Annotated in this window: 17 protein-coding genes; 11 read left to right on the top strand and 6 right to left on the bottom strand. The window is 55.2% G+C overall.

The genetic code is table 11. The features are described from left to right. The first annotated feature begins 103 nt into the window (after nucleotides 1-103). The 4 genes from Pla22_RS19925 (at nucleotide 104) to Pla22_RS19910 (ending at nucleotide 5,513) form a co-directional block, all read left to right on the top strand. On the top strand, nucleotides 104-865 hold the full coding sequence (locus Pla22_RS19925) for a methyltransferase family protein (RefSeq protein WP_146516466.1): 762 nt from the start codon (nucleotides 104-106) through the stop codon (nucleotides 863-865). 65 nt (nucleotides 866-930) lie between these two features. After that, nucleotides 931-2,427: a trypsin-like peptidase domain-containing protein gene (locus tag Pla22_RS19920; protein ID WP_242632180.1), complete on the top strand. Its 1,497-nt coding sequence runs from the start codon at nucleotides 931-933 to the stop codon at nucleotides 2,425-2,427. Then, complete coding sequence (locus Pla22_RS19915) at nucleotides 2,408-4,882, top strand: heavy metal translocating P-type ATPase (RefSeq protein WP_146516465.1); 2,475 nt, start codon at nucleotides 2,408-2,410, stop codon at nucleotides 4,880-4,882. The genes Pla22_RS19920 and Pla22_RS19915 overlap by 20 nt, the downstream gene beginning before the upstream one ends. A gap of 76 nt (nucleotides 4,883-4,958) precedes the next feature. Further along, complete coding sequence (locus Pla22_RS19910) at nucleotides 4,959-5,513, top strand: RNA polymerase sigma factor (RefSeq protein WP_146516464.1); 555 nt, start codon at nucleotides 4,959-4,961, stop codon at nucleotides 5,511-5,513. A 23-nt stretch (nucleotides 5,514-5,536) separates the two neighbouring features. Here the strand turns inward: Pla22_RS19910 and Pla22_RS19905 are convergent, their stop codons facing one another. Continuing rightward, nucleotides 5,537-7,249 (bottom strand): TolC family protein, encoded by a 1,713-nt coding sequence (locus tag Pla22_RS19905; RefSeq protein WP_146516463.1) that lies wholly within the window; start codon nucleotides 7,247-7,249, stop codon nucleotides 5,537-5,539. Nucleotides 7,250-7,382: 133 nt separating this feature from the next. Between Pla22_RS19905 and Pla22_RS25560 the strand changes: the two genes are divergently transcribed. The 7 genes from Pla22_RS25560 (at nucleotide 7,383) to Pla22_RS19870 (ending at nucleotide 21,840) form a co-directional block, all read left to right on the top strand. Continuing rightward, nucleotides 7,383-7,937: a hypothetical protein gene (locus Pla22_RS25560; protein WP_242632179.1), complete on the top strand. Its 555-nt coding sequence runs from the start codon at nucleotides 7,383-7,385 to the stop codon at nucleotides 7,935-7,937. A 278-nt stretch (nucleotides 7,938-8,215) separates the two neighbouring features. Then, entirely contained in the window at nucleotides 8,216-10,339 is a 2,124-nt protein-coding gene (locus Pla22_RS19890) for an efflux RND transporter periplasmic adaptor subunit (protein ID WP_146516462.1), read from the top strand. 11 nt (nucleotides 10,340-10,350) lie between these two features. Further along, on the top strand, nucleotides 10,351-13,866 hold the full coding sequence (locus tag Pla22_RS19885) for an efflux RND transporter permease subunit (protein WP_146516461.1): 3,516 nt from the start codon (nucleotides 10,351-10,353) through the stop codon (nucleotides 13,864-13,866). Nucleotides 13,867-13,979: 113 nt separating this feature from the next. Next, nucleotides 13,980-15,368: a hypothetical protein gene (locus Pla22_RS25750; RefSeq protein ID WP_242632178.1), complete on the top strand. Its 1,389-nt coding sequence runs from the start codon at nucleotides 13,980-13,982 to the stop codon at nucleotides 15,366-15,368. Nucleotides 15,369-15,623: 255 nt separating this feature from the next. Further along, complete coding sequence (locus tag Pla22_RS25380; RefSeq protein ID WP_165440762.1) at nucleotides 15,624-15,788, top strand: hypothetical protein; 165 nt, start codon at nucleotides 15,624-15,626, stop codon at nucleotides 15,786-15,788. 18 nt (nucleotides 15,789-15,806) lie between these two features. After that, a complete protein-coding gene (locus Pla22_RS19875) occupies nucleotides 15,807-16,463 on the top strand; it encodes a GNAT family N-acetyltransferase (protein ID WP_146516460.1) in 657 nt (218 codons plus the stop codon). A gap of 175 nt (nucleotides 16,464-16,638) precedes the next feature. Further along, nucleotides 16,639-21,840, top strand: a complete 5,202-nt coding sequence (locus Pla22_RS19870) for an ATP-binding protein (RefSeq protein WP_146516459.1) — start codon at nucleotides 16,639-16,641, stop codon at nucleotides 21,838-21,840. Between the two features lie 278 nt (nucleotides 21,841-22,118). Here Pla22_RS19870 and Pla22_RS19865 read toward each other — a convergent pair whose 3' ends face one another. From Pla22_RS19865 to Pla22_RS19845, 5 genes are all read right to left on the bottom strand, one after another. After that, the gene (locus Pla22_RS19865) at nucleotides 22,119-23,567 is read right to left on the bottom strand and encodes a PP2C family protein-serine/threonine phosphatase (protein WP_146516458.1); all 1,449 of its coding nucleotides are present in this window, start codon (nucleotides 23,565-23,567) and stop codon (nucleotides 22,119-22,121) included. Nucleotides 23,568-23,646: 79 nt separating this feature from the next. Beyond that, on the bottom strand, nucleotides 23,647-24,057 hold the full coding sequence (locus Pla22_RS25375; RefSeq protein ID WP_165440761.1) for a hypothetical protein: 411 nt from the start codon (nucleotides 24,055-24,057) through the stop codon (nucleotides 23,647-23,649). 116 nt (nucleotides 24,058-24,173) lie between these two features. Further along, nucleotides 24,174-24,554, bottom strand: a complete 381-nt coding sequence (locus Pla22_RS19855; RefSeq protein WP_242632177.1) for a hypothetical protein — start codon at nucleotides 24,552-24,554, stop codon at nucleotides 24,174-24,176. 108 nt (nucleotides 24,555-24,662) lie between these two features. Next, the gene (locus Pla22_RS19850; RefSeq protein WP_146516639.1) at nucleotides 24,663-25,631 is read right to left on the bottom strand and encodes a potassium channel family protein; all 969 of its coding nucleotides are present in this window, start codon (nucleotides 25,629-25,631) and stop codon (nucleotides 24,663-24,665) included. Nucleotides 25,632-25,706: 75 nt separating this feature from the next. Then, nucleotides 25,707-25,985 (bottom strand): metal-sensitive transcriptional regulator, encoded by a 279-nt coding sequence (locus Pla22_RS19845; RefSeq protein WP_145283216.1) that lies wholly within the window; start codon nucleotides 25,983-25,985, stop codon nucleotides 25,707-25,709. Nucleotides 25,986-25,991 lie beyond the last annotated feature (6 nt).

Below are 25,991 nucleotides of genomic sequence, written 5' to 3'. Positions count from 1 at the left end.
AGCCGTCAGCTAGGTTCCCGGACCGCGTCACTCACCAGCCGATGCACCGGGAACCGTTTTGTACACAGCACTGCCGACTACTAAAAACGCAAGGTTAAACTCAATGCCCCTCAGTGAAGAATTTGTCCGTTCGGGATCATGGCTGTTCCGCTGGCGGAGCTATTTGCCATTCGTTTTGCTGCCATTGATCCTGGTCGCGGCGATGCGCTATCCGGTCATTGAGTCGTATCCAAATCTGCATTTTGCGTGGAGTCTCTTTAGCCTCTGCGTGTCGTTGATCGGGTTATTCGTCCGTTGCCATGCGATCGGCCACGCCGCCGAAGGCACCTCCGGTCGAAACACGAAATCGCAAGTCGCCGAGTCACTCAACACAACCGGTTTCTACTCGGTCGTGAGGCATCCGCTGTACCTGGGCAATTTCCTGATTGCACTTGGGATCGTGATGCACTCGTTGGCACCGTGGCTGGTCGTGATCTACATCATGGCGTTCGCGTTGTACTACGAACGCATCATGTTTGCCGAGGAAGCGTTCCTGCGGCGTAAGTTTGGTCGTGACTTCATGGCTTGGTCAACTCAAACGCCAGCTTTTCTTCCGCGATTGCGTCAATGGAAGAAGGCTGAGGTTCCCATGGACTTCCCGAAAGTCATCCGTGCCGAGTCTGCGGCAGTCGCCGTGATCACGTTCGCATTTCCGGCATTGGAATTTGTCATGCACCATGCAACCGAAGGTAGCGTCGCGATTGAGAACTCGTGGTACGCCCTTTTGGCATCGGGTGCTGTGTTGTACGCGGTCGCCCGCGTGATGAAGCGTCAACTGCGACGCTGGTTGAAGTATGAACGAATTCTGTACGCGGCGGCAAGATGACCGATGGCAATAATCAAATGCGACTGAGTGCGGAAACCACATAAACATAACGGAGTTCCATCATCATGCGGAATCATTTCAGCAAGCTTGTGAGTCTTGCAGTGTTAGGATTGTCAGCATCACTGGCGATGTCAACACTGGTAGCAGTAGAAACTAAAACGCGCGACCGAACGACGGAGATCCTGTCGGCAAACAGCCTGTCGAGTGTGGTCCGCCAGGTTGCTGATGACGTTTCACCTTCGATTGTGACAGTCTACGCACTTCGCGGCCCACGCATGACGGCTCCGATGCGATGGCGTGAAGAAGCAAAGTTGCCGCAGCCATTTCACTCGCCGAACCACCAGCACGCGGCGTCGTCCAACAGCCATTCGGCTGACGACCAAGGATCAGGCGTCATCATCGACTGTCGCGGTTGTGTTCTGACATGCAGCCATGTGGTTGAAAATGCCGATGCCGTTTTCGTGCGAACCGCCGATGGTCGGAAACTCCACGCCGAAGCCGTGATCTGTGATCCGCAATCCGACATCGCAATCATCAAGCTCGAAAGTGCTGAAAACCTGCCGGAAGCTAAGCTGGCCGACTCAGATGATCTCTCGGTCGGCGATTGGGTCGTCTCACTTGCATCGCCCTACGACCTGCAACGCAGTGTCAGTGCCGGGATCATCAGTTCGACGCAGCGCTGGGTCGCAAGCTCGCCGCACCCGTTGATTCAGAATGACGCAGCGACAAACCCAGGCAGCTCGGGAGGCGCGTTGTTGAACCTGCGAGGCGAGGTGATCGGAATTATCGAAGGAGCATTCACGACTTCCGGCGAGTTTCAGGGCATCGGCTTTGCAACACCCATCAACATCGCCAGGGATATCGCCGAGCAACTGCAAACCAAGGGCTATGTCGAACGGGGATATTTCGGATTTGAAACCCAACCACTGACTCCCGAAATGGCATCTCTGATTGATTCCTCTGTGAACGCTGGTCTGTATGTCAAAGATGTCCAGAGAAACTCACCGGCCAATCATGCAGGTCTGCGTGAAGGTGACGTAGTGACCAAGTTCGATGGCGAACCGATCAACCAATCCTTCGATCCAGCCACTTTGACTGCCGATGCCGAACCGGGGAAGAGCCATGTCATGACGGTTCTTCGCGAACACAAAGTCGTCGAGATTGAAATGCGGATGCAACAACCACCTCGGGAAGTTGGACCGATTCAATCAGAGATATCACCCAACGGATCGTTCGAGTATTTGGATTCGTCGCTCGGCCTGGGGCTTTCACATCTAAACATGTCCATAATCAACGAATTGGAGCTTCCCGGCGACGCACACGGTGTCATGATCACGCAGGTGGCGCTCGATAGTGATGCGTATCGCGAGGGAGTTGCCGCTGGTATGGCAATTGCTTGTGTCAACGATACGACCATCCATGACGTTGACGAATATCGCGAAGTGACAAGCAAGTTGGCTCCAGAAAAACGGGTTCTCTTGCTCCTTCAATCAGACCAGGGAAAGCATCTTGTCATGCTTCATATGAGCCGGAAAGAGAATGATGGAAAAGGAAAAAATTGAACTGAAATTGCTTCTGCCAACGGTAACCGACTCAGGCGATTCCTGTGTCAATCGTTTGGCGGCCCTGCTCACTGCAAAGATGGGCATCGACTCGGCACATGCAATTCAGTCGGAGGACGATACGGCTGGGCAGATCTGCGTTCACTACGATCCGAATGTGGTTTCGACTGGCGAAGTGCGAGAATTGGCAAAACGTGCCGGTGTCGAATTAGATCAGCGATACGGTCATTGGCTCAGCAAGTCGCGTTCTACCCACGCCCGCCGTGCCTCGGCGATCGAGTCGCGACTGGGACGCATGGATGGAGTTCTCGAGGCAGTTGTGTCACCCGATGGCGCTGTTCGCGTCGAGTACGATAAACAGATCATCGACGATTCTGCGATCGCCGGCGCTCTGAGCGAATGGACCGGCGAAACAGCAGAGGTTGGCGACGACCACGCAGGGCATGACCACGACGATGAAGGTCACGAAGCCGAATACGACCACGCGGGACACGATCATGCTCACGGCGGCATCTTCGGTCCCAAGTCAGAACTGATCTTCGCAATTCTCTGCGGCGTGTTCTTGTTGGTCGGATGGCTGATCGAAACGTTTGCAGATCTTAACGAATGGATTTCGCTGGGTTGTTACGTTGCAGCCTATGTGTTTGGCGGTTACTACACGGTCACCGAAGCGATTGAAAAGATTCGAGCTGGAAAGTTCGAGATCGACTTCTTGATGATCGTCGCAGCGGCCGGTGCAGCGTCACTCGGTGCTTGGGCCGAAGGAGCATTGCTACTATTCCTATTCAGCATCGGCCACGCTCTGGAAGGCTACGCAATGGGCAAAGCCAAGCGTGCCATCGAAGCCCTGTCCGAACTCGCACCACGCACTGCACGCGTTCGACGCGATTCAGCGGAAACCGAAGTTCCGGTTGAAGAGCTGGTCGTTGGCGACGTCGTCGTCATCAAGCCTGATGAACGAGTTCCCGCCGATGGCTTCGTGATCGCTGGGGAATCCAGCGTCAACCAAGCACCAATTACGGGCGAAAGCGTTCCCGTCGATAAACGCCCAGTAGACGATGTCGAAGCCGCAGGGGCCGATCCCGAATCACTTTCCGCTGAATATCGTGCCTTCGCTGGCACCATCAATCAATCCGGCTCCATCGAGATCCAAGTAACGAAGACGGCGGCGGAAAACACGCTCGCCCGCGTTGTCACGATGGTCAGCGAAGCAGAAACGCGAGTTTCTCCGACACAAAAGTTCACGAAGAAGTTTGAACGCTACTTTGTTCCATCGGTCATCACTGGAGTAGTGCTTCTGATGTTCGCACCGTTGGTCATCGACGAAAGTTTCAGCGACTCATTTTATCGAGCGATGGCTGTCTTGGTCGCGGCAAGCCCCTGTGCCTTGGCGATCGCAACACCCAGTGCAGTTCTGAGCGGAGTCGCCCGAGCAGCTCGTGGCGGAATCCTTGTTAAAGGCGGCGGGCCACTGGAGAGTCTTGGCAGTATCGACGCGATCGCATTCGACAAAACGGGAACACTGACCGAAGGCGAACCCAAAGTCACCGACGTTCGCACGGCCGATGGCGTCGACGAGTCAGAACTCTTGCGATTCGCCATAGCCGTTGAAGACCTCAGCAAACACCCGCTCGCCAAAGCCGTCGTTCGCGACGGGAAGAAGAAGTTGGAAGAAGGTGAGAACGGGAGAGGGGGAAGTGTCCCAGAAGCGACCGATCTGAACAGCATCACCGGACGCGGGATTCAGGCGACCGTTGAAGGCGACTTGGTTCACATTGGCAAAGACGACCTATTCACAGAGGTCGATGGTCCACCGCTTCCCGATAGCGTGCGTTCAATCGTCGAGTCGCTCGAACAGAATGGACGCACCACGATGATCGTACGTCGCGGCGACCGTTACCTCGGCGTCATCGGACTGATGGACACACCACGCGAAGCATCCAAACGAACGATTGCTCGGCTGCGTGAACTTGGCATCCAACGAATGATTATGATTTCCGGCGACAACCAACAAGTCGCCGACGCGGTCGCCAAGGAAGTCGGACTTGATGAAGCACGTGGCGACCTGATGCCCGACGACAAGGTCGCCGAAATCAAGAAGCTGCAAAGCGAAGGCGGCGTTGCGATGGTAGGTGACGGAGTCAACGACGCCCCCGCTATGGCATCTGCGTCCGTCGGCATCGCCATGGGAGCCGCCGGAAGCGATGTCGCCCTCGAAACCGCCGACGTTGCACTGATGGCCGACAACCTCGACCACCTACCACTCGCCATCGGCCTGAGCCGAGCCACCCGCCGCATCATCCGTCAAAACCTATGGATGAGTCTCGGCATGGTCGCCTTCCTCGTCCCCGCGACATTGCTTGGCCTCAACATCGGCCCCGCAGTTGCGCTGCACGAAGGCAGCACCCTCGTCGTCGTCTTCAACGCCCTGCGACTACTCGCGTACAAGCAATAGTCCCAAGTATTCCTCGCAAAGTCAGATTGATGAGCCGCGCTGTTTACCCCCGGTGGGTATGTGTAGAATTGCGATAATGGAGCCTTCGCATGAATACACAGCTCAGAATTCGATTGACGAACCGACGGTGCAAGCCGCTTCGGTCGGTGATCGACGTGCGCTGCGCGACATCTACGAGGCGACCAGCGATCGGGTGTATCGGTTGATGGTGCGGATGGTCGGCATCCAAGATGCTGACGACCTGACCCAGCAGGTTTACGTGCGAGCGTTCTCGAAGCTCAGCCAGTTCAGCGGCGACTCGAAGTTTGAGACCTGGTTGTATCGGCTAGCAACTAACGAAGCGTTGCAGCATCTGCGACGCAAGAAGCGTCGCCGGACGAAGGAGTTGATCGTCGAGCCTGCGATGGAGGCAACCGACCAAGTCGAACAAGACGAACGCGTCGAAATGGTTCGCCACGCTCTCGATCAACTCGATCCAGAGCTACGGGCGATCTTCACGCTCAAAGAAGAAAGCGGTTTGTCGTACCAAGATATTGCGGCAACGCTCGGCATTCCCGAAGGCACCGTTGGGTCACGATTGAACCGGGCAAGGCGGGAGTTGCGGAGGCTGATCGAAGAGAGTGGGGAGTAGCGAGTGTCTTACCCCACGCTATTTCAATAGGGGCAGCCGACTGTCCGATCCAATTGAGCGATGGTGCCGGCCAGTGTGGCGTCGATGCGGGCGAGTTGGGTCTCGAACATCAATAGCTCGCGGTAGGTTTCGATCAGCGTGAAGAAGTCCGTGCGTTTGCCTCGGTAGTCGGCGATCGACAGCTTGAGTGTGTCTTCGGTGCGTGGGATGATTCGTTCTTCGTAGATGTTGCGTTGCTCGACCAGGGCGTCGGCCTGAACGATCAAGCGACGGATTTTCCCGTACAGTTCATCGCGTTCGGCTTCCAGGCGTCGAGTCGTGCTACTGCGACGGTGAGCAGCTTCGCGGACTCCGGCGTTGATCTTCTCTCGCCAGATCGGCAATGTCGTTCCGAAGCTGACGCTGAGTTGATCGTTCCCGTTTGCCACCGGGCTAAGAACGTCGTGGTTGTCGCTGACCAATCCCCAATTCAATCCGACACTGAAGTCTGGATACTGCTGCAAGCAAGCCAAGCGTTCTTTGTCGCGATCGCGTTGAATTTCCCATGCGAGGCCGCGTAGCTTCGGGTTGCACTGCTCGGCTAACGCGATCAGCTCTTCAATTTGCTGTGGAGTGTCTGTGATGCCAAGTGAATCGGTCGCTTCGGGAAGTATACCGACGGGTTGCTGTAGCAAAGTGGCGAGGTCGGCTTGGGCAACCAGCTTTTGTTTCGCAAGCGTGATGAGCTGTTCGTCGAGCCGATCGGTTTCGAGTTGTGCTCGCAACACGTCTTGTTGAGAACCGCCGCTGCGGTAGCGTGCCTCGGCGACATCCGTCAGGTCAGCGACGAGGCCTTTGGTTTCCTCGATGATGTCGATCGCTCGGGTCGCGAACCAGACTTCGTAGTAGGCGAGACGAACGGACTCGGTAATCTCGCGGGCAATCGCATCGACTTCCGTTTGAGCGATTTGCACTTCACGGCTGGCGATCACCGCTTTGGTTTTCAGCTTGTCAGGAAACGGCACCATCTGGTTGACCGACATCTGATTGGCGACTCGGCCGGCCGCAGTTTGAATGGCGTTGTCGTGCAAAGGCCAGAAGGTGTTGTTGAATGTCGGGTCAGGCAACGCTTTGGCTTGCGGGATCACGTTGGTCGCTGCAGCAACACGTTGCTTGGCGGCGAGGATTTTTAGGTGGCGTGCGAGTGCGGTGCCAACAAAATACTCGACGGGTTGGCCGTAGGAAGGTTGAGAGCCAGAGAGAGCGGGAGTCAGGGAGTTGTTTGTGTCGTCTTTGGACTCGTTCTTGTCTTTCTCTGAATCGTCGTTCTCGGTCTTCTTCTCTCTAGTGCCGTCGTCACCTTCATCTTTCACGTCCGGTTCATTTTCCTTCTCCCCATCTCCCTGACTACTTTTCTCCCCATCTTCCTTGGGCGGATCGAGTTGCAGAAAGTCTCCGAAACTTCGTTTGCCGTCTTCCTTGGGGGGCTGTGCGAAGACGGCGGGCGATGCGATCACCACCCCGTCGTTGTAGCCGGCGGGCTGAATGGCCCCAGGTTCCGGTTCGCTAAGGACTTGCTGCCAATCGACATCGCTGGTCGCGACCAAAGTCGGGTTCGACTCGGCGGACGCAGTGGTGACTTTTGCTACATGAACACCACGCTGGGAGGCACAACCGGACCCCGACGCGGCAACCAATGCTGCTAGCAGCAGGCGCTTCGCTTGGGTTCTTCCGGGTCTCGAAGAATGCCGATCCATGGCGTTCAGGTCCTAATGAGCTATAATTGATCTGTCAAAGTTTGCCTAACCGGCTAATTCCTATTGAACTCTTCGGCCAAATTTCCGATACAGTTCATATACCGTGTATGGGTATCCTTTTCGGAAGGTCACAGTGAGTAACTCCCCCCTAATTCGCGCCGCCGTTAATCTTTGTCTGATCGCTGCAATAGTGATTCAGCCGATGGCGATCGTTGCTGCGCAGGGAACATGTGCTCAAGGTCAGTGCTGCGAGGCCGAAACGGTCTGCCAAGCTTGCAAATGCTGTGAAGTGAAAACAGACGGTGATCTGTGCGGCTGCTGTAGTGGCAACGAAGAAGACGCCGGCAGTTGCTGCAAGAAGAAATCCGAACGGCCAAAGCACGATGAGTTGTTCGGAGAAATCTCCGATGTCGTGCCTGAGCCACCGAAACCCGACGACGAGAACTTGGTTCAAGACCGGGTTGCATTGTCATCGTGTATGTGTGGAATTCGCTCGGAACCGATTGCACCAGCACCTCATCGCGTTCCTGTTCCGCAAGTTCGTGAATTGGTCGTGATCGCGTACCTGGATCACGTCGCCTCAGACGCTGGGCTTTCGATTCGTCCAGATCAACTGGTTTCACGATTGCCGCATGGCGATCACTCACCGCATTTCTCTCAGCGGTTTCTTTGCATCTGGCGCATCTAGCGTCGTCTCGATAGGAGAGCTGCGCGCTCGTAGCTCTTCGGTTTCAAGTTGGCTTTCACGTGAATGGTGCTGCACGCTCATTCCCAGTGGAGTCTTTCCAGATGCAATCCCTACGCGATTTGATTCGCGTCACCCGAAACAATGAACCGGTCACAGCCTGGAGGCGATGACTGGTCGATGATACGATCCCCCCGTCGCTTCATCGGCCAGTCAACTCTTGAGCTGACGTTCGTGGATGGATCCACAATCGCGTGCCGGAAAACGCTGTGAGAACTGTCATGAATCAGGACGAACCAATCAAGCCCGATGAAGCCGACGTTGACGACCAAGTCAGCAACGTGGATGCGGATGCGCCGACCGATAGCGAGCCAGTCGAGACTGCGACGGAAGCAACAATACCGCCAGTTGAAGCTCAACCGAGCGTTCCACAAAGTGGTGGCGGAATGAAGTGGCTCATGCGCACAGGCGTGCAAGCCGCAACTATCGTCACCGTCGCCGGCCTCGTGTTTTTCCTACTCGGTATCGCACAGCGAACGAAGTGGTTGACCGCTGACGGATTTTCGGGCAGCAAAGGCGAAGCCGTGGCGGAAGCTGGCGGTGGCGAAGACAAGCGATACATCTGTCCGATGATGTGTACGCCGCCATCAACGGAACCGGGTCGTTGCCCGGTTTGTGCGATGGAATTGGTCGAAGCGACCGGCGGCGGAGGCGGCGACGGTATCTCGGTCACGATTGAGGCCTCGGCCCGTCGACTCGTTGGCATTCAAACCGCCATGTCCACGATGGGTGAAGTCAATCGAACCATCCGCACCATCGGCTCGATCGACTTCGATGAAAGCCAACTGTCGACCATCAGTGCGTACATCGACGGCCGTTTGGAAAAGATGTACGCCAACTACGCCGGCGTGAAGGTTAACGAAGGCGACGATCTGGCGTTGATCTACAGCCCCCAGCTCTATACCGCCCAAACCGAGTTCATCATGAGCATGAACAGCGACGGCAAAATCGGACGCTTTCAAATCTCTGGCGGCGATCTGAACAAGATGGCACGCGAGAATTTGGCTGAGCTTGGCATGACGCAGGGTCAGATCGACCAGCTGGGGCAGTCCGGAAAACCAATGTCGCGAATCCGCATCAAGTCACCGCAGAGTGGAACGGTAATCGAGAAGTCGGCGGTCGAAGGCGACTATGTCAAAACAGGACACAAGCTCTATCGAGTCGCCGACCTGAGCAGTGTTTGGTTGATGCTTGACCTGTTTCCCGACGACGCATCGGCGGTTCGATTCGGCCAACAAGTTGAAGCGGAAATTCAGTCGATGCCGGGCGAAGTATTCACGGGCCGCGTCGCTTTCATTGACCCCACCGTGAACCCGAGGACTCGAACGGTACGCGTCCGTGTCGAGATCATGAACTTCGACGGCAAGCTGCGACCAGGCGACTACGCGACCGCTCGCGTCACCGTTCCCGCGATACCCATGGACCAAGTTTACGATCCGGCACTTGCGAACAAGTTCATCAGCCCGATGCACCCGCAAGTCATCCGCGACCAGCCGGGCAAGTGCCCGCTTTGCGATATGGATTTGGTGCCGACATCGCAGCTTGGATTCGCGGCGGAGCCGTTGCCGATGCAGCAGGTCGTCACCGTTCCTCGCGACGCCGTGCTGTTGGCCGGCGAGAACAGTGTGATCTATGTCGAAACTGAACCGGGACGTTTTGAGATTCGCCGAGTCACGGTTGGCCCGATGAATCGCAAAGAAGCCGTGATCGTCGAAGGGCTTTCGGCTGGCGAGACGGTCGCCACTGGAGGCAACTTCTTGATCGACTCACAGATGCAGCTTGCCGGTAACCCCTCATTGATGGACCCGACGAAGGCACCGAGCTATTCGCCAGGACCGCTTGAGCTTCCCAATTCCATTCCGGTCATGTTGGCGACCGACGCTGGCAAAGCGCTTGATCGCACCTACGACGCCTACTTCGAGATTCAATGTGCGATGGCGGCCGACCAAACGCCTCCGCCCGTCGCATTGAACACGCTAATAGAAGGACTCCGCGAACTGGAAATGTCGGCCGGCGTCCCCGACGATGCCCAACGTAAGTTCGCAATCGCCCGCCGTGCGGCGTCTCGCATGGATGGATCGTTGGAAACCGCTCGCGAAGCTTACCGCGGCGTCAGTCACGCGATGTTGAAAGCGGCGACGGTTGCTCGTGGCCCGAAGACGGCCGTGAAGCTAACGCATTACTACTGTCCGATGGTTCCCGGTGGAGGTGGCGACTGGATGCAGCCCGGCGGCGATTTGCAGAACCCGTACTGGGGTAGCGAGATGCTGACCTGCGGCGAAGTCGTTCGTGACATGGCGATGCCGGTTGGCGAAGTTCCCTCGATCGCTCGCACCGTGCAGTAAGGAAACGAACCATGTTAAATCTAATCATTCGCTTTTGCGTCAAAGAACCTTGGCTGGTCGTACTGCTGACGATCGGCTTGAGCGTTGCCGGCTGGATCAGTTTCAAGTCGATTCCGATCGACGCGATTCCTAACATTGGCGAGAACCAAGTCATCGTGTTGACGCCTTGGCCGGGTCGCTCGCCGAAGGACATCGAAGACCAAGTGACGTATCCGCTCAGCGTTTCGTTACTGGCTGTGCCGGGTGCCGAATCGGTGCGCGGCAAGAGCATGTTCGGTTACAGCTTTGTGCAGGTCACGTTCAAAGACGAGATCGACTTCTATTGGGCACGAAGCCGAGTTTCCGAGCAACTCGGCAGTGCGGCGTCTCAGTTGCCCGACGGCGTTGTGCCACAACTTGGGCCAGACGCGACGGGCCTAGGGCAGGTCTACTACTACACATTGCAGCCACCTGATGAAGGCATGGGTCTAGCGGAACTTCGCAGCATGCAAGACTTCGTCGTGAAGTATGAGTTGCAAGCCGTCGAGGGCGTTAGCGAGGTTGCTTCGATCGGCGGTTACGTTCGCCAGTATCAGATCGAAGTGGATCCCGACAAGCTGCGATTCCATAACGTGTCGCTGGACAAATTGGCGATGGCGATCAAGGGATCGAACGTTGACGTCGGAGCGAAAACCGTCGAAACGACTGGCATGGAGTTTATCGTCCGTAGTACGGGCTTCCTCGGCTCGGGTGGTGACAAGGACAAGGCGGTCGAGGACATCGAGGACACCGTCATCATGCAGCGTGACGGCGTTCCCGTTCGCGTCCGTGACATTGCCGCTGTGCAGATTGGTCCTGACTTTCGGCGCGGTGCGCTGGACTACAACGGAGCCGAAGCGGTCGGCGGCGTGGTCGTGATGCGATATGGCGAAAATCCGCGAGTCGTCATTGACCGCGTGAAAGAGAAGATCGCCGCGATCACACCATCGCTGCAAGGCGTAACCATCCATGGCGTCTATGATCGCAGCGGACTGATTGACGAGACGATGGCGACGCTGACGCATGCGTTACGTGACGAGATCATCATCACGGCGATCATCATCCTGTTGTTCTTACTGCACATTCGCAGCAGTTTTGTCGTCGCAATTTGTTTGCCTGCCGCCGTACTGATGTCGTTCATCGCGATGCGGGTGGTCGGCGTCGGTGCGAACATCATGTCGCTCGCCGGCATCGCGATCGCGATCGGCACGATGGTCGACATGGCAATCATCGTTTCGGAGAACATTTACCAACACCTTTCTGATTGGGAATCAGGAAGCGCAGAGGCGAGAATCAAGCAACCTCGTGCGGAAGTTGTCTACGAAGCAACGGTCGAAGTCGCACCAGCCGTCGTAACTGCCGTGGCGACAACCATCGTCAGCTTTCTGCCGGTCTTCTTTTTGACCGGTCGCGATTACAAGCTATTTTCGCCGCTGGCTTATACCAAGACATTTGCGATTGCTGCAGCAATGATCGCTGCCGTCACGATCGTGCCGGCTTTATGTCGATTGATGCTGCGAAGCAATGTACGTCGCAAATCAACCGCGTTGGTTTCTGCGTTGTCGCTCTCCGGTTTGCTAGGTGCCGTATCACATTTCCTTTGGGGATCGCGACTGGCAGAACGCTTTGGCCTGGATACTTGGATTGTGACCGCAGTCGCAGCCATGATCGGCTTCATTGGCGGTTGGCAGTTGATGCGAGAACGAATTCGACCCATCGAAGAAATTCCGTCGAGCCGCTTCGTTCGCTGGATTTACGCGGCGCGACTGCGACATGCGCTCAATCACAAAGCATTCGCACTCTCGTTTCCGCTAGTGCTGCTGTTCATCGGTGTAGGAGCCTACATCGGAATGCCGACAGTGATGCGTCCGATCGAGAAGTTCGCGAACCTATTTGGTGCCGAGCTGAATGATTTCCCCGGCTACGTCGACGCCAAGCACGTCTTCACGGGTTTGCAAAGTGACGACTGGATCGCCTTGGACGAGGGAAGTTGGTTCTACATGCCGACGCTGTACCCGGCGGCGAGCTTCTCGCAAGCGATGCAGGTCTTACAAACCCAGGACGTGCTGATCGGCCAGATTCCCGAAGTCAAAGATGTGCTCGGCAAGATAGGCCGCGTGGAATCGGCGCTCGATCCCGCGCCCGCAGCGATGGTCGAAACCTACGTGATGCTCAAACCCGAAAACGAGTGGCGAGAAGGCGTCACTGCTCGCGACGTGTGGGACGAAATCAACCGAGTCGCTACGTTGCCAGGTGTCACGCCCGCCTCGGCGCTACAACCGATCGAGGGCCGCGTGGTGATGTTGCAGTCTGGCATCAAGGCACCGATGGCCATTCGAGTTTACGGCAACCAGCTTGACGAATTGGCTGACGCGGCAATGAATGTTTCGGCTGAATTGAAAAAGTCGCCACTGATCAACGCCGGCACCGTCAATCCCGATATTGTGCTTGGCAAACCCTACGTCGAGTTCACCGTCGATCGTGAGGCGGCATCGCGGTACGGGATGAGTTCGTCGATGGTGAACCAAGTCATCGAAACAGCCCTCGGCGGAATGAACCTGATTAAAACGGTCGAGGGGAGAGAACGTTATCCCGTGCGGCTTCGGTACAACCGCGACCTCCGCGAACAGATCGACGGTCTGAAACGATTGCCCGTCGTCACGCACTCGGGGGCCGTTGTGCCATTAGAAGAACTCGCAACGCTGGAAACGACTTGGGGGCCAGGTGCAATCAACAGCGAAAACGGTCGACTCGTCGCACACGTTTCTTTCATGACCAATGGCAGCAAGGGCGATTTGGAATCGGTCTCCGCGATCGAAGAACAGCTTCGCGTGGCACAGTCGCTGCCTTCGTCCGACCCGAATCGGTTGTCATTGCCAGCCGGTTATTCCCTCGAAGCCGTGGGCAGCTTCCGTAATCAAATCGAAGCCAATCGACGCTTGATGTGGATCATTCCGATGGTGATCTGCATCAATCTGATGTTGCTTTACATGGAGTTCCGAAATCTCTCGATTTCGTTAGCCGTGTTCTCCGGTATCCCAGTCGCCTTCGCTGGTGGCATGATCGCAGTTGCAACGATGGGCGTGGAACTCAACACGGCAGTTTGGGTTGGTTTCATCGCGTTGTTCGGTCTCGCGGTCGACGATGGCGTCGTGATGGCGACCTACATCCATCAACTTCTCAAGAAACGCAAGATCGAATCGGTCGAAGACATTCGCATCGTGGTTTACGAAGCGGGACTCAAACGCATTCGGCCTTGCATGATGACCACGGTGACGACGCTGGCCGCATTGATTCCGGTGTTGATCGCGACAGGTCGTGGGGCTGACGTTGCCCGAGCGATGGCGATTCCAGTGTTCGGAGGAATGCTAGCCGAACCATTCACTTCATTCATCGTGCCGACGCTCTATTGCGGCTATCTGGAATTGAAAATGCGATTTGGATTTCAAGACGAGCTTTGGGAAGGAACCGAAGCGATGCCGGAGGAGGAACTCATGAAAGCGGCATAAATTTCTTCATTTGCCCGTGAAGGAATTCACGACTCGGGCATCCAATCAATCAACCTCACCAAGATCGACGGACCCAACGGATGGCGTCCTAACTTTCACAACGGAGTTCTCCCATGAAACGAACACTCATTATCACTGCTTTCTCGCTCGCGATGTTCACATCGTCTGTGTTTGGGCAAACGATTCAATCGCAGCACGACCACGCTGGACGCAACCACGCGATGCCCGGCATGACCCAGGCTCGAGAAGCAACTCAAGTGGGGCCGCATGGCGGCAGTCTGAAACAAACCGGCAACCTGAAAATCGAAACAATTGTTTCCCAAGGCGGGCTGCAAATGTTCGTCTACGATCGCACGGGCCAGCCAGTCTCGGTCGACCAGGGACGCGGTGCTGTCTCAGTGCGCGTTGAAGGCAACGCGAAACGCTATCGCTACGACTTGCTTCCCGACGGCAAAGGAGCGCTAACGGCTCCAGTGAATCTTTCGCAGCTTGCTGGTCGGCAAATCGACGTCGATATTCAGTTGGTCGGCATGACGGCTTCGGGCGGAAATGTCGTCAGTTTCAACGAGGTCGCAACGGTTCCCGCCAGCGAGCAACAACTGGCCGCCGCCGCAATTGGCCGTCAAAAGATATGTCCCGTCAGCGGAAAGCCGCTCGGCAGTATGGGCGATCCCGTGGCAGTCGATGTGAACGGACAGAAACTCTACGTTTGTTGTGCCGGCTGTGTGAACGCGGTCAAGTCAGACCCGGCTAAATATGCTGCCGGTCGCCCGCAAATAACGGTCACCACAGCGACACAAGCCGACGCTGCCGCGATTGCCGCCCAAAAGGTCTGTCCCGTGATGGATGAGCCTCTCGGTGGCATGGGCACACCGATCAAGGTGATGGTTGGTGACAAGCCGATTTATCTGTGCTGCAAAGGTTGCATCAAAAAGATTCAAGCTGAACCAGCGAAGTACCTCGCCATGGTTTATGGCAACGGTCCGCAAAACAGTGGCCAGCCCGCTGTCACGACGGCGGCAAAGATTACTGTCTCAACATCAACGCAAGCCGACGCAGCGGCCATTGCGGCTCAAAAGGTTTGCCCAGTGATGGATGAGCCTCTCGGTGGCATGGGCACACCGATCAAGGTGATGGTTGGCGACAAACCGATCTATCTTTGCTGCAAAGGCTGCATCAAGAAGATTCAAGCTGAACCAGCGAAGTACCTCGCCATGGTTTATGGGAACGGCGATCAAGCGTCCGTCCCCGCCGGAACCGAGCAAGTACGCGACGGCATTTTCAAAGTAGTTTCTGCCGATGTTCCATTTATCGCTGCCCAGAATAAATGCCCCGTGATGGACGAACCGCTCGATGCGATGGGGGGACCGTACAAGGTCAACGCGGCCGGGAAAGCAATCTACATCTGTTGCCCTGGATGCGCGAAGAAGATCGCAGCCGAGCCGCACAAGTGGTTAGCTGTCCTGAAATCACAAGGAGTCGAAGCTCCAACAATTCGTTAATCAACTCGGGAGCGAGTTTGCAAATTGGCTCCTCGCTTCCCCTCTGACTCACGCGGGGGCGGTGTCGCGTCTGATTCACGCAAGTGATGACGTCACCACGCCGTCCCTGCCTTTTTTGTTTCGACTCACGACAAGGAAGTCGTCATGAAATCGCTATGGAAATCCTGCGCTACCGCTGCGTTCATCTGCACCCTCTCGCTGTCTGCCGGATGCCAATCGCTGCCCTGGATTGGCAATCGAAAGGACGAGCCGTCTATGACTGCTCAGCAATATTCCGAACAGGCCGCTGCCAACATTCAATACGACACGGCGGTTGACCACGAAACTGACTATCAACCGCCAGTAGCAACCTCGTTCTCCGCTGCTTCCACTTCAGCATCGCCCCGCCCTTCGTCGGGCGGCGGAAGCTGCTGCCACTAACGCTGGCGGATTCCCACTGTGAAAATTACATCTTCACGCTCGCTACGGTGGTTGCCGTACCGAGCGATGCGGCGAATAGCGATTGCGAATATCTGTCAATTTTATCAATCGCCCATTGACCAGATGCCGCGAACACCCATCCCCGATGGATACACGATCGACTCGTGTTCCTCCGATCGCCTTCGCTCGCACGCGCACGAACTGGAATATCAAATTCCAGAACGTGACTTTGAGATGCTAGATGCTGGGCATGCCCGGTGCTTCACAGCGTTCCAAGCCAATTCGCTCGCCGGATTCGCTTGGGTCGCCTTCGGAGACATTCCCGGCCAGATGAACCACGACGGCAAGCCCGAAACGGGTCTGCCAATCCAGCTCTCCGACGATGCCGCGCTCGTATTCCAAGTGCTGGTCTTGCCCGCCTACCGAGGCCGTCGCCTTTACGCAGCAATCATGAGCCAAATGGCCGATCAGTTGCAAACCGATGGAATCCAAACGCTGGTGCTAACCACCGAAGGCTCCAACCAACGAGCATTGAAAGCAGTCGACCGCATGGGTTTCCAAAACGTCGCCCAAGCATCACTTCTTCGGCTTGGCCCGTTATGCCGAGCAACGTACCCAACACTCTCAGAAACAAGCGGCTTCAAACTTGGCCGATATGTTGGCGATAAACATTGACAACCGCGGCCGGTACGACACCTTGCACGAACCACTTTGCTCTCAATCGGTCCAACACGGAGAGTGACATCTAAACCAACGGGCCGGATTCTTGTTTTGCACATCGCCAGAGCTAACGCCAACCAAACGAGGTTGTCTCGTTTTCGGATACTTAGCGGCCTGATAAACTGTGTAAATGAGTCAAGCCAAACTAGCATCTGATGTCTCTCCTACCAGTTTAACGGCTGGCAAAGGTACATTCTTTGAAGTCGACGTCGTCGCTGCATGTCTAGTCGAACTTCTAGCGGAGCAAGCGTTTCAGAACCAGCAAGGTACGCGGCTGGTGCAGGTTAGCGTTCAGAAGCAAGATGACCGATGGAAGCTCGACGACCTCTTGTTGCAATATGAGTCGGATGGGGCCGAAGAGTGGTTGATTCCGGTGAGCGTGAAGAGTTTTCCGCTGTTTTCAAGAACTGCGGAACGACGCGAGTTCGTTCATCATGCGTGGTCAGACCTCATTGCGACAGAACGAAGGCCTCGAACATTCGATCTTCGGCGCGACCGCCTTGGACTGTTCGCCAAGTTCGATGGTTCTCCACGGCTAACCCAAATTGAAACCTTGGTCGAGAAAGCACGCGAGCAGAACGACAGCTTTCCAACGCGTATTGTAGAACCAGGAAATCTGCAGGATGCAGAAAAGTGGCTGCAATGGCTTGAACTACCAGCCTCGCTCGCAGATGTTGCTCCGGACGGCAAGGATTCGCTGCAGAACTTCGTAGCGTCCTTGCACGTCCGAAACTTTGACTTCGGATCCACAACATCTCTCTCGTTGCAGACTGTGCAAGAACATTGCCGCCTAATGTGCGAGCGAGAAGAAGCTGCCTCGGGAATACAGCTGTGGCGAGACATCTGGGATATTGCGAAGACGCTTCGATTGTCCGGCGGCGACATGGATCGAGGCAAATTGATCCATTGTTTGAAAACTACCATCCAATTGAAGGCATCACCAAGATTCAACGCTGCGTTTCGGATTTTACGTTCAAAATCTAATGACGACCTACAGCTACAACCAAGAAGACTTGGTGGGGATGTCGAAGTCGCCCGCACCGAGGTTGACACTTTAATCGACGACTACTTGGGGTCTCAGGATCCAATCAACGCATTTGTCCTCGGTGATTCAGGAGTTGGCAAGTCCACGGCGGTTGCAAACGCAATCGACAAAAGTTTTTCACTCACTGAGTCATTCTTTTTCCGACTCGAAACCGCGTGCGAGATTGCAGACAATGAATCAACATTGTTCGCGCCTTATACGATTCGCGAGATATTTTCGGGAACGTCCGAGCGATCCAAGGTCATTGTGATCGACGGCATCGAACAAGCGGCAAATCGCAGTCAGATCAGAAACTTGGCGAAATTTGTTCTAGCAGCACAGCATCTTTCAACTTTGCGTGTTGTCTTGGTTTGCCAGCGAGAGCAATACCAACGCGTGTTGCGATTTCTTGATGACAACAACGTTGATGCGAAGACTTGGAAACGCATTATCGTCGATAGCTTTTCGACCACGGAGGCTCTCGCAGCGATCAAGTCACGGCCATCATTGATACGTCTTTATCTCTCACCAAACCTTCCGTCACTTTATCGACGCCCCATCATTCTTGACGCATTCTTGCGGATAGCGAGCGATCAAGATGTCAGTCATCTGAACGCAATTGGTGAATCCCACCTGATTCATTGGGTTTGGGAGCACCGCATTTCGGCCGAACATGGAACGGATGTCAGTAACTTGCTACTGGAGCTTGGTCGACGACAGGGAGACGAGTCGGAGTTGGAAACAACTCAATCTCTCCTCCCAGCGTTTGCCAGTCCGATTGACGCGGCAGTGAACGGATCGCTTTTGGTGCGGAACCAAATGAAGCTTCGGTTTGCTCACGACATCTACGCAGATTGGGCTCGGATGCTGTGGCTTCTCGACCAGGGGCGAACGATGTCGGACGCCCTGGAAGCAAAAAGCTCGCGGCCGAAATGGTATCGAGCCATCCGAATGGCTGGCATTCACTTCCTGGAACAGGATACATCGACAGAAACGTGGCTCCGGTATGTAGGGAAAGGAACCGCTGTGTCAGACCTGTTCCTCGATGCCGTTGTTTTCTCTGCAAATCCGGACGAGCTTCTGGAAAACCTGTCCGAACCATTGTTTGATTCAGATGCGCTGCTCGCAAAACGTCTTGTACGGCGCGCCATGGTGATTTGCTCGGTCCCCGGATTGCTCGCAGCCCGTAAAGAGGCAGCTGGCGAAGAGCTGACCTCAGTACTCCGAACGATACAGCGTGATCCTAAGCCATATTTAGCCGCGTTCGGTTCACTACTGCAGTTTTTGGAGCGGCATGTTGGGGCCGTCGTCGAACACATGTCACATGATGCCGCGAAAATATCGCAGATGTGGCTTGAAATGACCCCTACACACTGGGACTTCCGCGCTGAAGCAAGCAAGATCGCTATCGCTGTGTGTGAAAGCCAGATTGCGAGTGAAAGACGATGGTTTAGATCAGATGATGAGGAACGCGAAGACATCTTCAAGTCTGTCTTTTTTGCATTTGAAGAGGATCCACAGAGAGTGACTCCACTTCTGCTCGATGCTGCCGGTTTGAACCCAGATCACCATCAAGCGAGACGTGCGCGAGAGAGAGCATTGGAGTGGGAGAAAGAACGTAGTGAGATTCTTAACGAACCTGTTCGCGATCTAACCCCATGGCCCAATGGTCCGGCATATCCTCCTCACGCTGCGTTCCGAAAAGCTTGCCTGGATGGCGACGCGATGTGGCCAATTTTCAAGGACGCCCCTGATCTGGCGACACGCCTTATTCTCGCCGTTTCGATTAAGGTCCGATCGGAAGATGTCGACGAGGGGTATCACGCTGGTGGCGTAGGCTACAACGAAAATGGCATCGAGAGACTTTTCTTCTCGACGACTGGAAAGCACTATCGCCAAGGGCCGTACCTATCGTTCTTAGCAGTCAACCCAAAAGCTGCCATCAAGCTGATCTGCGAGTTTGCAAATTTCGCTGCTTCCCGTCAATTGGCAAGCATTGATAGTAGCGGATCAGACGCGGTACTGTCGCGTGTGCGATCTCCGCTGAAACACGGCGTCGATTGGCAAGGAGACGAACACAGCTTTCACTGGAATCGAGGGCTCATGTCGGCGTGCGAGTCCATGGTGCCAGCGTTATCTGCCTTGGAAAAGTATCTTGGCGATCAGATGGAGTCGGGCAAAAACGTCGATCAGCTGATAACACAGCTGTTGCAACAATGCGAGTGTGTCGCGATAGCTGGCGTCCTGTTTGACCTTGGGCGGCGTCACCCATTGCTTTTTCAAGGCCCCCTGAAACCGCTGCTCACTTCGCCTGTTCTTTTGTTGTGGGCGGAAACCATTTCGGCCAACCCAAAACAGCCAGGTTTTTGCAATGTGTCGCTGGACTATGGCGAATGGTTCTTTGACGAGCATAAAGCGTGGCTTCTCGCAGGATTTCGGTCAAAGAGCATTGTCGAAATCGCGGAATCGGTTCTTGATATTGGTGAATTGGACTGGAGTGATCCGGCAACTGAAAATCTGAAGCGCCTGGTGAATTCGACCGATCGCATGAGCGATGTTTTCAATGCGATATCCGCCCTAGCGGCAAGACGAGGAGTCGGACAACCTATCGTCCTTGACGAAACGGTCGATCCGAAACTTGTCGAAACCGAAAGCGAGCCGCCGGCTATTGAGCGGAAACTATTGCAGGATGCAATTGCTGAGGCTCAGGCGATTGAACATTGGTTTTACCTGAACAACCAGTTTCCGGAATCCGAACTATCTAGTCTTGCCAAAGAACTTCTGGCTCAACGCGTGGAATCGGATGACCCGGTCGTTGCCGCGGTCCAAAGCAACAACCGATTCGGATTGCTTTTGCTTCTTCTGTTACGGCATGAGCAGTGGCTCGTTGAGAATGGACTCGAGGATGAGACTGTCTCGGCGATTCTGACGTTGGTACAAAAGCCAATGATCGAGCTGCCAGATGAATTGATCGAAGCCGGAGCAATTCCTCAGTTCTTAGATCAACTGGCCGAATTTTCTGTCTACTTGCTCGCGAGAGATGCTGGCAACATAGATTACAGAAAGTGGGTATTTCAGTGCATCGTGAGTCATCGCGGTCACTTGCATGGTGCGATCACTCGCGCGGCATGGGGGCGTTGGACGCGACTTGGCCCGTGGGGGCCGCGGATCATCCGACTGATGTTCGACACCGCATCCGCTTTCTGGTATTCGCCACCCGGCTATCCGACGCTGCCGCGGGACTCGGCCGGATTTGATAGGGATGCTTGGCTGACGAGCCGCGAAGAACAGTTTTTGGCTGGTACATACGAGGCCAGCATTCCCGTTTTGGACGAATTGTCACTCACGCCGCCGAAGTTTTTTTGGGCCAACTGGAGAACTTCGCGTCGGTTTGATGATGATGAACAGTGCTACAAGCAGCTGCCCGTCGAGGAGACGATTCTTGAGACTATTGTCAGGAACACACCTCTATGTGTCCGCGCAGAAAGTGAGGACCAGCGGTCAGCCAGAATGGCAACGGTCCAAGTTCTGCTCGACTACGAACTCGAGATTCTGAGAGCATATTCGACGGAAGGCGAGCTCATTGTCCGACAGGATGACGATTATCCAACGATGTATGGTCAACGCGCGATACTGGAACGCATCGGAGCGGAGCTCAAATACACCGTCGATCCAGAACACGCTGCGTTGCTATGGCGGCAAGTTTTTGATCTCGGCGTTAGATCTCCGAAATGGATTGAGCAACTCATTCATTCCTGGATGGGACCGATTATTGCTGAGCCGGTCGATGCCGCAAAGTTCGCTCAGACCTGGCTGTTAATGCTCCGGTACGTTGAAAACCACGACGGTTGGAAAGATCCAAAGGTCGGTGAAGGTTGGAAACCTGCTCGTGCCGAATTGCTAGCATCGCTGCTGTGCGTGGACCAGTCGTACGAGAGCTTTTGGAGTGATTTTCATGCTGAACTGATCAATTCAATGAGAGAATCGATCGAGCCATTTCTCCGAGAGGTGGTTGAGGATCCAACCACCGCAGCGTCTGCTCTTCGATGGATCAGCCGCAAAGTCGGATCTTGTTTTCTTCCGCAAGCCACCTGCTGGTGCCAAGAAATTGGGAAACGGTGCGAGTCATCAGATGCGAACACCTGGCAGGTTCAGTCGCTTGTGATGTTCTTGGATGTGGCCTATCGCGAGCATACGAACGCCATGACTGGAGAATACCAAAAAGAGTTCTTTGACCTCGTCTCAAAGGTTGCGAGATCAGAAGACGCGATGGCAATCGAGCTACAGCAGCGGATTGCTGACCTTTGATCGCTGGTGCAAGCCAACCCCTCGGTGACTATTTTCCAAGAATAGTGGACTCAATTTGCATCTGCGGACAAATAACATTCACGATTTTCGGCGACCACATCATCCTGCGAAACGAAGACATGTTCAACTCTCATTTGCGAATTGTCCGAGACAAACGCGTTTGCCTTCCTCGCGTTGATCTAACCTATCGCGAACGCCGATGTTCGCGACCTAGATCGCCCGCGTTGACTCCACAATCGACCGCACCGTAGGCTATCCGCAAACCTTGGCGACTCGCACTACGTTAGTTGCGCGACCAAGAGCGTCGTGTCATCGAACGCTTTGCGACCTTCGCGAAATGTTTCGAGCGATGCCTCGAACTCTTGGATCAGTTCGCGCGCGTTCGTGGTCAGAACGTTGCTCATCAGTTGTTCGATGCGTTCGGTGCCGTATTGCTCATCACTTGGATCAAACGCTTCAGTCACTCCGTCGCTAACAAGGACTAAACGGGCCGTATCGCCGAGCTGGATTGTTTCTTCGCTGTAGTGGGTATCGTCCTCCACGCCCAAGATCAGGTCGCCCACATTCAATCGCACCGGTGCTTCGCGTCCAATCTGCAAGAACGGAAATTCATGGCCTGCATTTGCGTAGGTCAGTTGTCGCCTTTTTGGGTCAACGACCAGTAGCGTCATGGTCGCAAAGTGTCCCATCATCACGTACTCACAGTAGCGTTCGTTGACATCTGTCAGAATTTGGGCAGGGCTGGATGACTTCTTTGCCGCTTCCGACACAAACGCCTTCAACAACGTCGCCGCCATCGCGGCTGGCACGCCGTGTCCCGATACATCCGCGACACAGAGTAGATATTGCCCATCGGACAATGGAATCACATCGTAGTAGTCACCGCCAACATCGTCGGCCGGCTCGAACAGTTCAGCGACGTCGATTCCAACCAATCCATTCACCGTCGGTCGTAAGTTCTGTTGAATCTGGCGTGCCTTTTCCATGTGAACGCGATGGTCGCGCTGAGCGTGGTCCAGTGCCTCGGTCATCGAATTGATTTGATCGGCGAGATAACTCAGTTCTCGACAGCTTCGAGTACGTGCAATCACGCTTAGGTCTCCGGCGGCAACACTCCGCAGCGCCGAAACAAAGCCTTGGATCGGTTGGGCGATCAATTGCCGCAATACCGCGCTGACCACGAAGGCGGTAATCCCTCCCAGCAATAGGACTCCGAACATCTGGATCAACAACGAGCGGCGTGTTGCGCCCACAACTGCTGAACGTTTCTCGGATATGTAAACAGTGCCCGCTGGTCCAGTGAAAGACCCGACAACGAGCGCGCCGGTGGCGTTTGATCTGGCGACGGTTGAATCAGCTGCCGACCGCATTGCCAGGAGCATTTCGTCGGAAGCATGCCCGTGTGAGACGGCCTGGTACGGAAGCCCACGCCAATCCGCAGCAATATGGTGACCCGGCGAATCGTCGGTATTCATTCGAGCGCAGACGTTGTCGACCAGATTTTGAATCGCCTCGCCGCCGTGGGGTTCAGCGACCAGTAGCGACTCGTACATAGTTTTAGCTTCTTCGGTCAACGCGATCTGCTTCTCGTTCAAATGCCGATCCATCCTCACGCGGTAGTCAACGACAAGAAACAGAACGACAAACCCAAAGAGAATCGCATTGACGAGGACAAGCAGTTGCCGGCTAATCGGCAACTGATGCCATCGGTGTTTGAATGTGTCCATGATGGCACCTTAAACAGAGAAGCCGGGCGAGTGTTCAGGCTCGCCCGGCTGATGTGGGATCGAACGCAATCAGAAGCGATTAGCTGAGTTCAGCAGGCTCGACTTCTGTTGCATTTGCCGATCCATTTCCGCAGCAGGCAGCACCAACGCTGCAGCAGTACGCTCGCTTTGCACAACAGGTCGGTTGACCGGCCGCGCTGACGACGTCGCTGGTTGCAGTGTTCGTTCCAGCGTGCTTCGCACAGCATCGTGCGTTCACCGAGCAGCAATAGGCACGCTTGGCACAGCACGTGGGTTGGGAAGTCGCGTTCGCCACTTCGTCAGTGGTTGCTGTCGTTTCAGCTTGCTTGCCGCAGCACGCCGCTTGGACGGTGCAGCAGTATGCGTGCTTCGCACAACACGTCGGCCCAGCCGAGGCGGCAGTGTCAACATTGCCAGCGGGGACGAAGGAAACGGCGAACAGAACAGCAGAGAATACAGTCGCTAACATTTTGGAAACTCCAGGATTGATGGCGCAGCCGACATCGACATGCACCGATTGGGAAACAGAAACATCTTCGTTTTTTGAATTGGGTCTGGCTTCGCAGGTCGAAGCAGAGCCAACCGCTAAATCTGAAGACGAACGTGCCAATCAATCAGAGAGTTGGGACGGACAAAAGAATCCGGTCGACCAAAGGCGACCGATTCGGTCTTCCAACTGATCCGCAAGAAGTCGCTGCGTTCCAAGCCGCGAGGCGACGGATCGTCGCCAGAAGTTCGCGGCGGCAACCAGACTTTGGTCTCACACGAAGCCATCGCAGGGCATTCGTTCGACGTTTCGCCGTCACAGCAACTGTGCCCGACCGGCTGCGATTGGCAGCACGCATGAGGGCAAGGCTTCGCGTCGTGTGATCCTGCCCGAGCGGCCGGCGAGGACGCCAACAGCACCGCGATTACTGCAAAAGCAGCAAACAATCGAGTGGCAGGGTTGGTGTGACGACGGTTCATGGCGGACAGTTCCAAGAGCTTTTAAAGGACTCGCACTGAGGGAATCTCTTCTTTGATGCTCTTTGGATGCACGGCCCCGACGTTTCTTCACGACTTCGCGAAAAGATTTCAGGATTCTTTTAGGGGTTCGCTTCTGGTGCAAACGGCAAGCGCGTTCAGGTCGTGAAGCCACTCGGATTGCTGATCGACAAAGGCGGCTTTTAGCTTGTCCAATAAGTCGTCAGAGTCGCCGATTGACCGCGAAATCTCGATCGCCAACCGTGGGTCGGGAACGTCATGCGTCGAGTGACAGATCACGAAATGCCGTTTGGTCTCCTCCAGCATCTGCATGCTAGCGTGCCAAAGCCGATCGACAGCCTCGGCACTGGCGGCGGGCTTGGCAGTATCGACCTGCCGCGCAGCTCGCATCATTGAAGAAACCTCCAAACAGAATCGCAGCATTCGGCTCATCGCATACCGCGGTTCGCTGAATCGAAAGTAATGCAGGACCGGATAGAAATGATGCGACTCCAACAAGTCCGCCATGTTCGACGACATCGTGTATAGGTCTTGGTTGACCAACGAAGGATCGCTCTCGGTCAGATACGCTCGCAAATAGCCAAGGCTGTCGCCCGTTCGTCCGGTGCGATACTCAATTTCGTTGGCAAACTGGTTGCGACGGGCCAGGGTTGAATAGACCGAAATGACATAGGCGAGAACGAGCGTAAAGAAGCTGAACCCCAAGCCAGCAGCAGTGATTGTCAAGAACTGCATCGCTGGCGTTCGCGGCACCAAGTCGCCCACACCCAATGTGGTGATCGTGAAGCCAGCGTAGTACACCGCGCTCGCAAAACCAGTATCCGTCGGTGTCGATCCGGTAGCCGTAATGCCCGTGCCGAGTTGAGGCCACACGACCAGGCTGATGCCAATCAACAGCAACGTCGCCCAACACAACACTTGCGTCACGATCAACGCCGGTCCGCAGTAAACCAAAACTCGCGGATGAGCGAACATTCGCGTTCGGACTAAAAAGTGAAAGCCACGATTGATGCCTTTCGTGATTGGGCCAACCGTTGCACGAGGATGCAGAACTGCCATGAAGGTTTCCCAGACGCCAAGGCAGGTCATCAGAAACCCGCCAGTAGTCAAGAACCAATTCATCACGCTAATTTTTCACTCGCCGTACTTCCGAAAGACCGTCATCAGCTCTTCGATCTTCTCGTCACGGTCTTTGGCACTGCCGCTCTTGATCGCCTCGCTGACGCAGGTGCGGATGTGCTGCTCCAAGACAATTTGGCCGACTTTGTTGAGTGCTCCCGTCGCGGCGGACAATTGCATCAAGATATCGACGCAGTATTCCTCATCCTCGATCATACGACCAACCGCTTCGACTTGTCCGATGACACGTCGAAGTCGGTTGTTGAGCTTCTTTTTCTCGTCGTCTGAGAGCATTCGTGG

Origin of the sequence: Rubripirellula amarantea (assembly GCF_007859865.1) — a bacterium.
In the GTDB taxonomy this organism is placed as follows: Bacteria; Planctomycetota; Planctomycetia; order Pirellulales; family Pirellulaceae; genus Rubripirellula; species Rubripirellula amarantea.
The sequence above is the reverse complement of the archived record's forward strand: the minus strand, read 5'-3'. Positions and strand labels throughout refer to the sequence as shown.

What these genes read in the sequence shown, in the direction of transcription:
- Pla22_RS19885 (WP_146516461.1), top strand. Translation starts at nt 10,351, where the DNA reads ATGTTAAATCTAATCATTCGCTTTTGCGTCAAAGAACCTTGGCTGGTC.
- Pla22_RS19850 (WP_146516639.1), bottom strand. Translation starts at nt 25,631, where the DNA reads ATGGCAGTTCTGCATCCTCGTGCAACGGTTGGCCCAATCACGAAAGGC.
- Pla22_RS19910 (WP_146516464.1), top strand. Translation starts at nt 4,959, where the DNA reads ATGGAGCCTTCGCATGAATACACAGCTCAGAATTCGATTGACGAACCG.
- Pla22_RS19925 (WP_146516466.1), top strand. Translation starts at nt 104, where the DNA reads ATGCCCCTCAGTGAAGAATTTGTCCGTTCGGGATCATGGCTGTTCCGC.
- Pla22_RS19890 (WP_146516462.1), top strand. Translation starts at nt 8,216, where the DNA reads ATGAATCAGGACGAACCAATCAAGCCCGATGAAGCCGACGTTGACGAC.
- Pla22_RS19905 (WP_146516463.1), bottom strand. Translation starts at nt 7,249, where the DNA reads ATGGATCGGCATTCTTCGAGACCCGGAAGAACCCAAGCGAAGCGCCTG.
- Pla22_RS19855 (WP_242632177.1), bottom strand. Translation starts at nt 24,554, where the DNA reads ATGAACCGTCGTCACACCAACCCTGCCACTCGATTGTTTGCTGCTTTT.
- Pla22_RS25375 (WP_165440761.1), bottom strand. Translation starts at nt 24,057, where the DNA reads ATGTTAGCGACTGTATTCTCTGCTGTTCTGTTCGCCGTTTCCTTCGTC.
- Pla22_RS19845 (WP_145283216.1), bottom strand. Translation starts at nt 25,985, where the DNA reads ATGCTCTCAGACGACGAGAAAAAGAAGCTCAACAACCGACTTCGACGT.
- Pla22_RS25380 (WP_165440762.1), top strand. Translation starts at nt 15,624, where the DNA reads ATGACTGCTCAGCAATATTCCGAACAGGCCGCTGCCAACATTCAATAC.
- Pla22_RS19915 (WP_146516465.1), top strand. Translation starts at nt 2,408, where the DNA reads ATGGAAAAGGAAAAAATTGAACTGAAATTGCTTCTGCCAACGGTAACC.
- Pla22_RS19865 (WP_146516458.1), bottom strand. Translation starts at nt 23,567, where the DNA reads ATGGACACATTCAAACACCGATGGCATCAGTTGCCGATTAGCCGGCAA.
- Pla22_RS25750 (WP_242632178.1), top strand. Translation starts at nt 13,980, where the DNA reads ATGAAACGAACACTCATTATCACTGCTTTCTCGCTCGCGATGTTCACA.
- Pla22_RS19870 (WP_146516459.1), top strand. Translation starts at nt 16,639, where the DNA reads ATGAGTCAAGCCAAACTAGCATCTGATGTCTCTCCTACCAGTTTAACG.
- Pla22_RS19920 (WP_242632180.1), top strand. Translation starts at nt 931, where the DNA reads ATGCGGAATCATTTCAGCAAGCTTGTGAGTCTTGCAGTGTTAGGATTG.